Source organism: Actinoplanes sp. CA-131856 (genome assembly GCF_050956135.1).
Lineage (GTDB): Bacteria > Actinomycetota > Actinomycetes > Mycobacteriales > Micromonosporaceae > Actinoplanes.
Map to the genome: position 1 here is coordinate 9595077 of NZ_CP191849.1, position 12282 is coordinate 9607358.

A 12282-nucleotide genomic window follows, 5' to 3' on the forward strand; every position below is an offset into this window, starting at 1 on the left:
CGCGGGTCAGAAGTCGAAGGTCGGCTCGGGCACGTCGGCCCGCTCCACCTCGGCCCCCAGCTTGGCCAGGTCGGCCACGAAGTCGGGGTAGCCGCGGTCGATGTGGTGCACCTCGCCCACCTCGGTGACGCCGTCGGCGCAGAGACCGGCGATGACCAGGCCGGCGCCGGCCCTGATGTCGGTCGCCCGCACCGGCGCCCCGGACAGCCGCGGCCGGCCGTTGACCACGGCGTGGTGCCCGTCGGTGCGGATGTCGGCGCCCAGCCGGACCATCTCGTTCACGAACATGAAGCGGCCGTCGAAGATGTTCTCGGTGATCAGCGAGGAGCCCTCGGCCACCGAGGCCAGGCCGATCGCCATGGGCAGCAGGTCGGTCGCGAAGCCCGGGTAGGGCAGGGTGACGATGTCGACCGCCTTGGGCCGGTCGTCGATCCGTACGCGGAAGAAGTTGTCTCCCGGCTCGACCGTCGCGCCCGCCGTGACCAACTTGTCGAGGGCGATGTCGAGGAACTCGGGCCGCACCCCCTGCACGGTCACGTCACCGCGGGTCATAGCGGCGGCGAAGGCCCAGGTGCCGCCCACGATGCGGTCGCCGACGGTGGTGTGGCGCACCGGGTGGAGCTCGTCGACGCCCTCGATGGTGAGGGTCGACGAGCCGGCGCCCTCGATGCGCGCGCCCATGTCGATGAGCATCTCGCAGATGTCGACGATCTCCGGCTCGCGCGCCGCGTTGTCGATCTCGGTGGTGCCCTTGGCCAGGACGGCCGCCATCAGCAGGTTCTCGGTGGCGCCGACGCTCGGGAAGTCGAGCCAGATCTTGCTGCCGCGCAGGCCGTGCGGCGCCGAGGCGATCACGAAGCCGTGCTCGCCGGAGATCTCGGCGCCCATCCGGGCCAGGCCGGAGACGTGCATGTCGAGCCCACGCGAGCCGATCATGTCGCCGCCCGGCAGCGCCACCCGCACATATCCGCGGCGGGCGAGCAGCGGCCCGAGCACGCAGATCGACGCCCGCAGCCGGCGCACCAGGTCGTAGTCGGCCTCGCTGCCCGGCTCGGCCGGCACGTCGATGGTGGCCTCACCCCCGTCCAAGGTGACCTGGCAGCCCAGTCGCCGCAGCACCTCGGCCATGATGGCGATGTCGGTGATGCGCGGAACGTTCTCGACCACGCTGCGCCCCTGCGCGAGCAGAGCGACCGCCATCAGCTTGAGAGCCGAGTTCTTCGCGCCACCCACGCCGACCTCTCCGGTCAGCGCGGTACCGCCCTTCACCCTGATCACATCCACGCGGGCCATGGTATGAGTCGGCGGCGAACGGCCGCTCCGTAGGGTGGGGGCATGGCCGTACACCTCACCCGCATCTACACCCGCACAGGCGACGGCGGGCAGACCCGCCTGGGCAACAACGAGGTCGCCGACAAGACCGATCCGCGCATCGCGGCGTACGCCGACGCCGACGAGTGCAACGCCGCCCTGGGCGTCGCGCTGGCCCTGGGAGAGCTGCCCGACGCGGTGAAGACCGTGCTCAAGGCCGTGCAGAACGATCTGTTCGACGTCGGGGCCGACCTCTGCAACCCGGCCTCGGACGATCCGCCCTACCCTCCGCTGCGGATCACCGAGGAGTACGTGACGCGGCTCGAGAACTGGTGCGACGAGTTCCTGGAGGGACTGCCGGCGCTCGACAGCTTCATCCTCCCGGGCGGCACCCCGGGCGCGGCGCTGCTGCATGTGGCCCGCACGGTGGCGAGGCGGGCCGAGCGCTCGGCCTGGGCACTTCTTCGTGCGGACCCCGCTCGGACGAGTCAGTTGCCGGCCAAATATCTGAATCGCCTCTCGGATCTCCTGTTCATCCTGTCCCGCGTGGCTAACCCCGACGGCGACGTGAAGTGGGTGCCGGGCGCGGGGACGGCGCAGTAGCCGTGCTGCACCACGTGGAGCTGTGGGTTCCCGACCTGGCCGGCGCGCTGCGCCCCTGGGGCTGGCTGCTGGGGTCGCTGGGCTGGAAGGACTACCAGGACTGGCCGGGCGGCCACTCCTGGCGTCACGGCGACGTGTACCTGGTGCTGGAGCAGTCGCCGGCGATGTCCGGCCCGGCGCACGACCGGCTGGCACCCGGGCTCAACCACCTGGCCTTCACGGTCGGCGGCGAGGCCGAGGTGGACAGGCTGACGGCCGAGTCGGCGTCGCACGGGTGGACGCTGCTCTTCCCCGGCAAGCACCCCCGCGCGGGCGGCCCGTCGTCGTACGCGGCCTACCTGGAGGATCAGTGGGGCTACGAGGTCGAGCTCCAGTCCGGCCCGCCGTAATCCGCTTGCCCGGTCTGCCACCATGGGGACATGACCACACGCGCGACAGTCTTCACCCGGCCCCCGGCGGCCGGCTGATCTGCGCGTTCCTGGCCGCCCCACGCGGGCGGCCATTTTTCTGCGGCTTCCCGCCTTCCACGAAGCGGAGAAGCTCATGTCCCTCACCATCCGTGACCTGACCGACCCCTCCCAAGGCCCCCACGCGATCCAGCAGCTGGTGACCGCGATCCTCGCCGCCCTCCACAGGCCACCCACCGACCTGCTCATCCACCGGGGCGACCACATAGTCGACGTGGCCGACAACTACGACCGCCTCGGCTACAGTCCGTCAGCGGCAGCCCGGGATGCCCGCTACACCCGATATGTAGGCAATGGCCGGATGCTGCGCTCTCAGACATCGGCCCTGATTCCCGGCGCTCTTCGGCGCCTCCGCACGCCCGACACACTCATCGCCTGCCCGGGCGTCGTCTATCGCCGCGACTGCATAGACCGCTTGCACACCGGCACTCCCCACCAGCTCGACCTCTGGCGGATCACCTCGACCACCCCCGGGCCCGGCGATCTGCTCCAACTCGTCGAGACCGCCGTGGCCGCCGCCCTTCCCGGAATCCCCTGGCGGACAAATCCGTCGCACCACCCGTACACCATCGGCGGCCTGGAGATCGAGGCCTGGGCGGGCGGCTGGGTGGAGATCGGCGAGTGCGGAGTTGCCGCGCCGCATGTGGTCGGGGCCGGGCGGGCCGGGCTGGCCCTCGGGCTCGGGCTCGATCGCCTGCTGATGGTGCGCAAGGGCGTCGACGACATCCGGTTGCTGCGCTCGACCGACCCTCGGGTGGCGGCCCAGATGCTGGACCTGTCGCCGTACCGCCCGGTCTCGGCCCAGCCCGCCGCCCACCGGGACGTCTCGGTCGCCCTGCCCGAGGGGGTGACCGCCGAGGAGATCGGCGACCGCGTCCGCGAGCTCCTCGGCCCCGACGCCGCCCTGGTCGAGGAGGTGAGCATCTTGTCGGCGACCCCACCCGAGGCCCTCCCGGCGGCTGCCCGCGACCGGCTGGCCCTCCGGCCGGGCGAGGTCAACGTCCTGGTCCGCGTCATCCTCCGCGACCTGCACGCCGCCCTCCCCCGCCAGCGGGCGAACACCCTGCGCGACCGCGTCTACGAGGGTCTCCACGACCCCGCCGGCCGCGTCAGGCGTGCAGCGTGCCGTCGATGACCGTTACGGCCTTGCCGGTGAGGAGGGTGCGGTCGTCGCGCAGGGACACCCGCACGGAGCCGCCGCGGGCGGAGGCCTGATAGCCCGTCAGCTCGGTGCGGCCGCCCAAGCGGGCCGACCAGAACGGGGCCAGGGCCGTGTGGGCGCTTCCGGTCACCGGGTCCTCCGCCACACCCGCGGCCGCGCCGAAGAAGCGGGAGACGAAGTCGTAGTGGCCGGCCGGGTCGTCCGCTCGGGCCGTCACCACCACGCCCCGGTTCTCGATTTTGGCCAGCGCCGCCAGGTCCGGTGTCAGCGTGCGCACCGCCGCCTCGTCCAGCAGCTCGATCAGCAGGTCGTCGGTGTTCGGGCCGGTGTGGTGCACCGACAGCGGTGTCACCCCCAGCGCGTCGAGCACCCCGGGATCGGCCTGGATCGGGCTGAGCGGCGCCGTCGGGAAGTCGAGCGTGATCCAGCCCTTCTCGTCCGTCTCGGCCGTCAGGACGCCGCTGCGGGTCGTGAAACGCACCAGGCCCTCGCGGTTCAGCGCGTGCGCCGTGGCCAGCGTGGCGTGCCCGCACAGGGCCACCTCGACGGCCGGCGTGAACCAGCGCAGCGCGTAGTCGGCCTCCTCGGAGGCCACAGGGTGCAGGAAGGCCGTCTCGGACAGGTTCACCTCGGCCGCGACCGCCTGCATCCACGAAGCTTCGGGGAACGAGGGGCCATCCAGCACGACCACCCCGGCCGGGTTGCCGGCGAACGGCTGCTCCGTGAAGGCGTCGATGATTCGAATCCGCATGCCGAAGACGCTAGAGGCCTTGGCCGTACGCCGCGAGAGCCACCTGCGGAGACGCGGCCTACTGCTCGATCGTGCGGGGGCGGATGATCGGGCGCGCGATGCTGCCCGGCGGGCCCGGCGGGGCCGCCTCGAGCCAGGAGAGGAAGCCGGTCACCGTGGACTCGGCCATCGCGATCTCGAGCTCGTCGGTGGCCGTGGCCAGCTTGAGGACGACCCAGTGGCCGGGGATGGTGAGGCGCTCGGGGCCCTCGGGGCGGCGGCGCTCCTCGATCGTGAGGGCGCCACGGTCGAGGACGCGCTTGGGCCGGAAGGCGAAGGTGAACAGCCGGTGGATGCGGAGCTCGCCGCCGACGAACTGGCCGATCGCGGTGGACCAGCCCCGGCCGGGCACCAGGTGGCTCACGTGGATCTGCAGGCGAATGGTTCCGCCGCCGGCCATGAGCAGCCGACGGCGGAGGATGAGCGCGAAGAGCAGGACGAGCGCAGCGGCGAAGCAGATTCCGATTACTTCCAGAATCTCCATCGCCGGTCGTCAGTGAGTCTCGGGGGTGGCGGGGGTCGCGCTCTCGGCGAGAACGGTGACGCCGTCGGCGTCGATCGAGAGGAATCCGCCGGACACGTCGTAGGTGAGCTGCTCGCCGCCGGCGAGCTTCACCCGCACCTGCGAGGGCTCCTTCAGCAGGCCCAGCAGCGGGGAGTGACCCGGCAGCACGCCGATCTCACCCTCGGTGGTCCGCGCGACGAGCATCTCGGCCTCACCGGACCAGACGCTTTGCTCGACGGCTACGACCTTGACGGGCAGCTGGTTGGCCACGCTGTCCTCCTGTTGAAGAATCCGATTGGGTGAAGTCTAGACGGCGCTCTCTGCCGGGAGCGCGGCAGGTCAGACGTTGCTGTTGATGTACTCAGGGTGACGGAAGATGAAGTTCTGCACCTGGTCGTCGCGGACGGCCTTGAAGAACTCGTCGGCGGTGTCCTCCAGCGCCTCACCCCGGTAGTCGCCGTTCACGATGACCGAGTCACCCGGCAGCTTGATCAGGGTCATGTCGTCGGAGCGCAGGTTCTTCAGCGCGAAGGCCCAGTCGACCACGTTGTGGCCGTTGCCGTCGAAGATCAGCGCCTTGCCGGCCGCCTTGAGCACCGCGTCGAGCTTGGTCGGGCTGGTCACCACGTTCTTGCTGAGCGCCTGCTTGGCCATGGCCTTGATGAACTGCTGCTGGTGGCGCTGACGGTCGTAGTCGCCGCGGGGCAGGCCGTAGCGCTGCCGCACGTAGTCGAGGGCCTGCCAGCCCTCGAGGTGGCGGGTGCCGACCTTGTATTCGGCCTGGGGGCCGTAATAAGGGTGGGCGCAGCTGTTGTCGGCGCAGCGCGAGTACCGCGGGCGGGCCTTGCCGTTCGGCTGGAGGTGCTCCGACTTCACGTTCTGGTCGATCGTCATGGTGACGCCGCCCATGGCGTCGACGATGGCCTTGAAGCCGTTGAAGTTCAGGATCACGCCGGCGTCGAACTCGTCGATGCCGGTGAGCTGGCCGACCGTCTTGGCCAACAGGTCGAAGCCCTGGACCACATCGTGCTTGCCGCCGCCGACCGCGCTGCCGTACCCCATAGCGGCGTTGATCTTGGATCGTCCGCCCTTGAAGCCGGTCTTGGGGAAGGCCGGGATGTCGACGATCAGGTCGCGGGGGACCGAGAAGAGGTACGCCTGGTCCATGCCCTTGGGGATGTGAGCCACGATGATGGAGTCGGAGAGCGGGGTCTGCGTCTCCTTACGCGGGTCGACACCGACGAGCAGGATGTTCAGCGGGCCCTTGATGTCGGAGACGGGCTTCTTGGTGGCGCCGACGGCCGGCTCACCGAACAGGTCCTGCGTCTCGACGGCGCCGGCGTAACGGGCCACCAGCACCTGCTGGGTGACGATGGCGCCACCGCTGACCACCATGAGGACGCAGCCGAAGATCGCGCTGAGCCGCGCCCACAAGGGCGCGCGCCTTTTCCTCGCCACAGGTCTCCCCCAACGGTTGTCGATATCGGCCGCCTGACGAACGACAAGAGTACCCAGAAAGAGCCACTGGATCTGAGACTCGCAGAAGCCTCAAATCAGACAAATTACACACCGGATACGGCGAAGCCGCGCCCCCATAAGGTCGGCGCGGCTCCGCTGTCGCTTAAGGCAGCTCAGCCCTTCATCAGCTCGTGCGCGTTCTTCTCGAGGTCCTCGAGGCCACCGCACATGAAGAAGGCCTGCTCGGGGTAGTTGTCGTACTCACCCTCGCTGATCTTCTTGAACGCCTCGATGGTCTCCTTGAGCGGGACCGTCGAGCCGGGGACGCCGGTGAACTGCTCGGCCGCGTACGTGTTCTGCGAGAGGAAACGCTCGATGCGGCGAGCACGCTGCACCGTGACCTTGTCCTCCTCGGAGAGCTCGTCCATACCGAGAATGGCGATGATGTCCTGCAGGTCCTTGTACTTCTGCAGGATGCGCTGCACCTCGCGGGCGACCGCGTAGTGCTCGGCGCCGACGAACTCGGGCGCCAGGATCCGCGAGCTGGAGGCCAGCGGGTCCACGGCCGGGTAGATGCCCTTGTCGGAGATCGACCGCTCGAGGTTCGTGGTCGCGTCCAGGTGGGCGAACGTGGTGGCCGGCGCCGGGTCGGTGTAGTCGTCGGCGGGCACGTAGATCGCCTGCAGCGAGGTGATCGCCTTGCCGCGGACCGACGTGATCCGCTCCTGGAGCTCGCCCATCTCGTCGGCCAGCGTGGGCTGGTAACCCACGGCGGACGGCATACGGCCGAGCAGCGTCGACACCTCGGAACCGGCCTGGGTGAACCGGAAGATGTTGTCGATGAAGAGCAGCACCTCCTGGTTCTGGACGTCCCGGAAGTACTCGGCCATGGTCAGCGCGGACAGCGCGACCCGCAGGCGGGTGCCCGGCGGCTCGTCCATCTGGCCGAAGACGAGGGCGGTCTTGTCGAGAACGCCACCCTCCTCCATCTCCAGGATGAGGTCGTTGCCCTCGCGGGTGCGCTCACCCACGCCGGCGAACACCGACGTACCACCGAAGTTCCGGGCGACACGGATGATCATCTCCTGGATGAGCACCGTCTTGCCCACGCCGGCACCGCCGAACAGGCCGATCTTGCCACCGCGCACGTACGGCGCGAGCAGGTCGAGCACCTTGATGCCGGTCTCCAGCATCTCGGTCTTGGGCTCGAGGTCGGCGAACGCCGGCGGCTTGCGGTGGATCGACCAGCGCTCCTGGATGTCCAGGGTTGACGGGTCGGCGTTCAGCACCTCGCCCAGGGCGTTGAACACGTGGCCCTTGGTCACGTCACCGACCGGCACCGAGATCGGCGCGCCGGTGTCCTTGACCTCGGCGCCCCGGATCAGGCCGTCGGTCGGCTGCATCGAGATGGCGCGGACGATGTTGTCACCCAGGTGCTGGGCGACCTCGAGCGTCAGCGTCTTGGTGCCCTCGGAGAGGGTCACCTGCACGTGCAGCGCGTTGAAGATGTCGGGCATGGCGTCACGGGGGAACTCGGCGTCGACGACCGGGCCGATGACCCGGACGACGCGGCCGACACCGGTCTCCGCCTTGGTGGGCTCAGCTACAGCAGTCATCACATATCACTTCCTGCCGAGGACAGCGCCTCGACGCCGCCGACGATCTCACTGATTTCCTGGGTGATCGCGGCCTGCCGCGCGGAGTTCATCTCGCGCGTGTACCGCTTGAGCAGGTCGTCCGCGTTGTCCGACGCGCTCTTCATCGCCCGACGGCGCGAGGCCGACTCGCTCGCCGCCGAGGACAGCAACGCCGCGTAGATCCGCGTGTTGAGGTACTTCGGCAGCAGCGCGTCGAGCAGCTCGTCGGCGTCCGGCTCGAACTCGTAGGCCGGGCGCAGCCCGGGCTCGACCTCGCGCTCCTCGACCTGCATCGGGGCCAGGAAGTGCGCCTCGGCGCTCTGCGTCATCAGCGACTTGAACTGCGTGCTGACGATGTGCAGCTCGTCGACGCCCTGGATGCCGTCCGGGCCGTAGGTGGCGTCGGTGTCGTCCGCGCCGGCGACGAACGCCTCCAGCAGGGCGTCACCGATCGCCTTGGCGTCGGAGAACGACGGCCGCTCGGAGAAGCCCGTCCAGCTGGTCTCGATCGGCCGGTTGCGGAACCGGTAGTAGCCGACGCCCTTGCGGCCGACGACGTACAGCACCGGGTCCTTGCCGTCCGCCTTCAGCCGCTCGATCAGCTGCTCGGCGGTGCGGATGGCGTTGGCGTTGTAGGCGCCGGCCAGGCCGCGGTCGCTGGTGATGAGCAGGACACCCGCCCGCCGGACCCGCTCGCGCGGGACCAGCAGGGGGTTGTCGATCGTCGCGTTGGACGCCAGGGCGGTCAGGACCTGGGTGATCGCCTCCGCGTACGGCTTGGAGGCGGCAACCCGCTCCTGGGCCTTGGCGATGCGGCTGGTGGCCACCAGCTCCTGCGCCTTCGCGATCTTCTTGGTCGACCGGACGGTGCGGATGCGCCGCCGGAGGGCCTGTACCTGACCGGCCATGACTACTGGCCTTCGGCCGGACGGGGAACCTCGCGGGTCACCGTCTCGCGCGTCTGGCGGCCCTCTTCCAGCGGCTCGGCTGGGTTCTCGTTCACCGAGGAACCGGTCTCGCCGCGCTTGAAGAGCTCCTTGAACTCGGTCACGCCGCTCTTCAGGTTCTCCACGTCGTCGTCCGACAGCAGGCCGGTCGAGTCGATCGCGGTGTAGGTGTCGCTGCGGTGCCGCTTGATCCAGCCGAGGAAGTCCTGCTCGAAGCGGCGCACGTCGGCCACGTCGATGTCGTCGAGCTGGCCGGTGGTGCCGGCCCAGATCACGATGACCTCGTCGACCACCGAGTACGGCGAGTACTGCGGCTGCTTGAGCAGCTCGACCAGGCGTACGCCCTTTTCGAGCTGGGCCCGCGACGCGCGGTCCAGGTCGGAGGCGAAGGCCGAGAAGGCCTCCAGCTCACGGAACTGGGCCAGGTCGAGGCGGAGACGGCCGGAGACCGAGCGCATCGCCTTGACCTGCGCCGAGCCACCGACGCGGGACACCGAGGTGCCGACGTTGATCGCCGGGCGGACACCCGAGGCGAACAGGTCGGTCTCGAGGAAGATCTGGCCGTCGGTGATCGAGATGACGTTCGTCGGGATGTAGGCCGAGATGTCGTTGGCCTTGGTCTCGATGATCGGCAGACCGGTCATCGAGCCGCCACCCAGCTCGTTGGAGAGCTTGGCGCAGCGCTCGAGCAGACGGGAGTGCAGGTAGAAGACGTCGCCCGGGTACGCCTCGCGGCCCGGCGGGCGGCGCAGCAGCAGCGACACGGCGCGGTAGGCCTCGGCCTGCTTGGTCAGGTCGTCGAAGACGATCAGGACGTGCTTGCCGTTGTACATCCAGTGCTGGCCGATGGCCGAGCCGGTGTACGGCGCGATGTACTTGAAGCCGGCCGGGTCGGAGGCCGGGGCCGCGACGATCGTCGTGTACTCCAGCGCGCCCTGCTCCTCGAGGGTGCCCCGGATCGACGCGATGGTGGTGGCCTTCTGGCCGATCGCGACGTAGATGCAGCGGACCTGCTTGTCCGGGTCGCCGGACTCCCAGTTCGCGCGCTGGTTGATGATCGTGTCGATCGCGACCGTGGTCTTGCCGGTCTTGCGGTCGCCGATGATCAGCTGGCGCTGGCCGCGGCCGATCGGCGTCATGGCGTCGATCGCCTTGATGCCGGTCTGCAGCGGCTGCTTCACGGGCTGACGGGCCATGACGTTGGGCGCCTGGAGCTCGAGCTCGCGCTCGCCCTCGCTGGCGATCTCGCCGCGGTCGTCGATCGGCCGGCCCAGCGGGTCGACCACGCGACCGAGGAAGGCGTCGCCGACCGGAACCGAGAGGACGCGGCCGGTCCGCTTGACCTGCTGCCCCTCCTCGATGCCGGCGAAGTCGCCCAGGACCACGACGCCGATCTCGCGGACGTCGAGGTTCTGCGCGACACCCAGCGTGCCGTCCTCGAACTCGAGCAGTTCGTTCGCCATCGTCGAGGGCAGGCCCTCGACGTGCGCGATGCCGTCGCCCGCATCGGAGACGATGCCGACCTCCTCGCGGGAGACCTCGGGCGTGTAGGACGAGACGTAGCGCTCTAGCGCCCCCCGGATCTCGTCCGAGGAGATGGTCAGCTCGGCCATCCTCTGCCTTCTCTGTCTAGCTCGGGACGTCGCCGCCACCGAGGGGCCTGCTCAGCCCCGCGCGCGAAGCGCGGGGGCCGAGGGAAAATTACTTGGAGAACGCCTGCTTGGCGGCGTTGAGCCGACGCAGGATCGTGCCGTCGTAGAGGTCGGAGCCGACCTTGACGCTGACGCCGCCGATGATCGAAGGATCGACGTCGACCTTCAGCGAGACCTGTCGGCCGTAGATGTCGGACAACTTGGCAGCCAGCGCCTGCTCGTCGGCGTCGGTGAGCGGCTTGGCGACCGTCACGTACGCGACCTCGCGATCGCGCTTGGCGGCGGTCAGCTCGACCAGCCGGGTCAGCGATCCCTCGAAGCTGCGGCCCCCGAAGCCCTCAAGCGCCACCTCGATGAGCCGTACCGTGGCCGGCTGGGCCTTGCCCTTCAGCAAGTCCTCCACCAGCTTAACCCGCCGCTCGGTGGGAGCGCCGGGGTCACTGAGCGTGATGGCGAGCTCGGGGTTGCCCGAGACGATCTGCCCGAAGCGGAACAGCTCGTCCTCGACCTCGGCCAGGTTGCCGGCTTTCTGGGCGCCGGACAGCACGGCGTCGGCGCCGAGGCGCTCCGTGACGTCGAGCAGCTCGGCCGGCCGGGAGAACCGGCCCGACACCAGAGCGGCCAGAACGTCGACGGTCACCTGCGAGACCTTGCCCGACAGCAGCGAGCGCAGCAGCTCGCCGCGGTCGGCGCCGGAGCGCGACGGGTCGGTCAGCGCCCGGCGCAGGGCCGGCTGGGCCCGCAGGATGCCGGCCACCGACAGGATCTCGTCGGCGACGGTGGTGACCTGCGCGGCCGTGGCCGTGCCGGTGCTGCCGTTGAGCTTGTCAGCGGCATCGGCGAGCGCCTGCTGGCTGACGGTCGACGCCATCAGCGCCGCCCGCCCGCCGAGCCCGCGCCGAGCTCGTCGATGAACCGCTCGACCGTGCCGCGGCTGCGCGCCTCGTCGGCGAGAGCCTCGCCCACGATCTTGCCGGCCAGGTCGACGGCGAGCGTGCCCACCTCGGAGCGCAGCTCACGAACGATGCTCTCGCGCTGGGCGGCGAGCTGCTCGTTGCCGGCCGCGATGATGCGGTCCGACTCCTCGCGAGCCTTGGCCAGCACGTCCTGACGGATGCCCTCGGCGTCGGCCCGGGCCTCGTCGCGGATGCGCGCGGCCTCGGTGCGGGCCTCGGCCAGCTGCGCCTTGTACTGCTCGAGCAGCTGGTTGGCCTCGGCCTGCGCGGTCTCGGCCCGCTTGATGCCGCCCTCGATCGCGTCCACCCGCGCCGCGAAGGTCTTCTCCATCATCGGGAAGACGAACTTCATCAGCACGAAGCAGAGGATGCCGAACGCGATGATGCCGAGCACGACCTCCTGCCAGAGCGGGATGATCGGGTTGTGCTCGGTCTCAGCCGCTTCAGCCGCTAGCTGGTAATACGTGGTGATCATTCAGACCTCCGCAGCGCGGGAAGGGGGGCTTAGAACTCGCCGGCCCAGATGAAGCCGAAGGCGATGCCCAGGAGGGCGAGCGCCTCGATAACCGCGAAGCCGATCCAGACGTAGGGCAGGGTCAGGCGCGACGACTCGGGCTGACGGGCGGTGGACTGGATGTACGCGGAGAAGACCAGACCGACACCGATGCCGGGGCCGATGGCGGCAAGGCCGTAACCGATGGCGGCGGTGCTACCACCGACGGCGGCAAGAACGTCAACCATTGCAATTTCCTCCTGGTATCTCGCGTGAATGTCACGCGGGACGACAACGGGGT

At 69.7% G+C, this 12282-nt stretch carries 14 protein-coding genes; 3 read left to right on the top strand and 11 right to left on the bottom strand.

Annotated elements, in window-relative coordinates; all coding sequences use genetic code 11:
* Positions 1–6: 6 nt before the first annotated feature.
* Positions 7–1293: a UDP-N-acetylglucosamine 1-carboxyvinyltransferase gene (gene murA, locus ACQP2X_RS43970; protein WP_498692051.1), complete on the bottom strand. Its 1287-nt coding sequence runs from the start codon at positions 1291–1293 to the stop codon at positions 7–9.
* A 42-nt stretch (positions 1294–1335) separates the two neighbouring features.
* Here murA and ACQP2X_RS43975 point away from each other — a divergent pair, with 42 nt between their 5' ends.
* The 3 genes from ACQP2X_RS43975 (at position 1336) to srmL (ending at position 3516) form a co-directional block, all read left to right on the top strand.
* Positions 1336–1914 (top strand): cob(I)yrinic acid a,c-diamide adenosyltransferase, encoded by a 579-nt coding sequence (locus ACQP2X_RS43975; RefSeq protein WP_498692052.1) that lies wholly within the window; start codon positions 1336–1338, stop codon positions 1912–1914.
* Between the two features lie 2 nt (positions 1915–1916).
* Entirely contained in the window at positions 1917–2303 is a 387-nt protein-coding gene (locus ACQP2X_RS43980; RefSeq protein ID WP_498692053.1) for a VOC family protein, read from the top strand.
* A gap of 154 nt (positions 2304–2457) precedes the next feature.
* On the top strand, positions 2458–3516 hold the full coding sequence (gene srmL / locus ACQP2X_RS43985; RefSeq protein WP_498692054.1) for a PheS-related mystery ligase SrmL: 1059 nt from the start codon (positions 2458–2460) through the stop codon (positions 3514–3516).
* Here srmL and ACQP2X_RS43990 read toward each other — a convergent pair.
* From ACQP2X_RS43990 to ACQP2X_RS44035, 10 genes are all read right to left on the bottom strand, one after another.
* Complete coding sequence (locus ACQP2X_RS43990) at positions 3491–4294, bottom strand: PhzF family phenazine biosynthesis protein (RefSeq protein WP_498692055.1); 804 nt, start codon at positions 4292–4294, stop codon at positions 3491–3493. The genes srmL and ACQP2X_RS43990 overlap by 26 nt on opposite strands.
* 58 nt (positions 4295–4352) lie before the next feature.
* Positions 4353–4817: a DUF2550 domain-containing protein gene (locus ACQP2X_RS43995; protein WP_498692056.1), complete on the bottom strand. Its 465-nt coding sequence runs from the start codon at positions 4815–4817 to the stop codon at positions 4353–4355.
* Between the two features lie 9 nt (positions 4818–4826).
* On the bottom strand, positions 4827–5108 hold the full coding sequence (locus ACQP2X_RS44000) for a F0F1 ATP synthase subunit epsilon (protein ID WP_498692057.1): 282 nt from the start codon (positions 5106–5108) through the stop codon (positions 4827–4829).
* Between the two features lie 69 nt (positions 5109–5177).
* Positions 5178–6296 (bottom strand): LCP family protein, encoded by a 1119-nt coding sequence (locus ACQP2X_RS44005; RefSeq protein WP_498692058.1) that lies wholly within the window; start codon positions 6294–6296, stop codon positions 5178–5180.
* A gap of 173 nt (positions 6297–6469) precedes the next feature.
* Entirely contained in the window at positions 6470–7912 is a 1443-nt protein-coding gene (gene atpD, locus ACQP2X_RS44010; RefSeq protein WP_498692059.1) for a F0F1 ATP synthase subunit beta, read from the bottom strand.
* Positions 7912–8841, bottom strand: a complete 930-nt coding sequence (locus ACQP2X_RS44015; RefSeq protein ID WP_498692060.1) for a F0F1 ATP synthase subunit gamma — start codon at positions 8839–8841, stop codon at positions 7912–7914. The genes atpD and ACQP2X_RS44015 overlap by 1 nt, the downstream gene beginning before the upstream one ends.
* Before the next feature lie 2 nt (positions 8842–8843).
* A complete protein-coding gene (gene atpA / locus ACQP2X_RS44020) occupies positions 8844–10493 on the bottom strand; it encodes a F0F1 ATP synthase subunit alpha (RefSeq protein ID WP_498692061.1) in 1650 nt (549 codons plus the stop codon).
* A gap of 88 nt (positions 10494–10581) precedes the next feature.
* Positions 10582–11403 (bottom strand): F0F1 ATP synthase subunit delta, encoded by an 822-nt coding sequence (locus ACQP2X_RS44025; protein ID WP_498692062.1) that lies wholly within the window; start codon positions 11401–11403, stop codon positions 10582–10584.
* Positions 11403–11963: a F0F1 ATP synthase subunit B gene (locus tag ACQP2X_RS44030; protein ID WP_498692063.1), complete on the bottom strand. Its 561-nt coding sequence runs from the start codon at positions 11961–11963 to the stop codon at positions 11403–11405. The genes ACQP2X_RS44025 and ACQP2X_RS44030 overlap by 1 nt, the downstream gene beginning before the upstream one ends.
* Positions 11964–11992: 29 nt before the next feature.
* Complete coding sequence (locus tag ACQP2X_RS44035; protein WP_097318164.1) at positions 11993–12229, bottom strand: ATP synthase F0 subunit C; 237 nt, start codon at positions 12227–12229, stop codon at positions 11993–11995.
* Positions 12230–12282 lie beyond the last annotated feature (53 nt).

What these genes read in the sequence shown, in the direction of transcription:
- srmL (WP_498692054.1), top strand. Translation starts at nt 2,458, where the DNA reads ATGTCCCTCACCATCCGTGACCTGACCGACCCCTCCCAAGGCCCCCAC.
- atpA (WP_498692061.1), bottom strand. Translation starts at nt 10,493, where the DNA reads ATGGCCGAGCTGACCATCTCCTCGGACGAGATCCGGGGGGCGCTAGAG.
- ACQP2X_RS44025 (WP_498692062.1), bottom strand. Translation starts at nt 11,403, where the DNA reads ATGGCGTCGACCGTCAGCCAGCAGGCGCTCGCCGATGCCGCTGACAAG.
- ACQP2X_RS44015 (WP_498692060.1), bottom strand. Translation starts at nt 8,841, where the DNA reads ATGGCCGGTCAGGTACAGGCCCTCCGGCGGCGCATCCGCACCGTCCGG.
- ACQP2X_RS44035 (WP_097318164.1), bottom strand. Translation starts at nt 12,229, where the DNA reads ATGGTTGACGTTCTTGCCGCCGTCGGTGGTAGCACCGCCGCCATCGGT.
- ACQP2X_RS43975 (WP_498692052.1), top strand. Translation starts at nt 1,336, where the DNA reads ATGGCCGTACACCTCACCCGCATCTACACCCGCACAGGCGACGGCGGG.
- ACQP2X_RS43995 (WP_498692056.1), bottom strand. Translation starts at nt 4,817, where the DNA reads ATGGAGATTCTGGAAGTAATCGGAATCTGCTTCGCCGCTGCGCTCGTC.
- atpD (WP_498692059.1), bottom strand. Translation starts at nt 7,912, where the DNA reads ATGACTGCTGTAGCTGAGCCCACCAAGGCGGAGACCGGTGTCGGCCGC.
- ACQP2X_RS44030 (WP_498692063.1), bottom strand. Translation starts at nt 11,963, where the DNA reads ATGATCACCACGTATTACCAGCTAGCGGCTGAAGCGGCTGAGACCGAG.
- ACQP2X_RS43990 (WP_498692055.1), bottom strand. Translation starts at nt 4,294, where the DNA reads ATGCGGATTCGAATCATCGACGCCTTCACGGAGCAGCCGTTCGCCGGC.
- murA (WP_498692051.1), bottom strand. Translation starts at nt 1,293, where the DNA reads ATGGCCCGCGTGGATGTGATCAGGGTGAAGGGCGGTACCGCGCTGACC.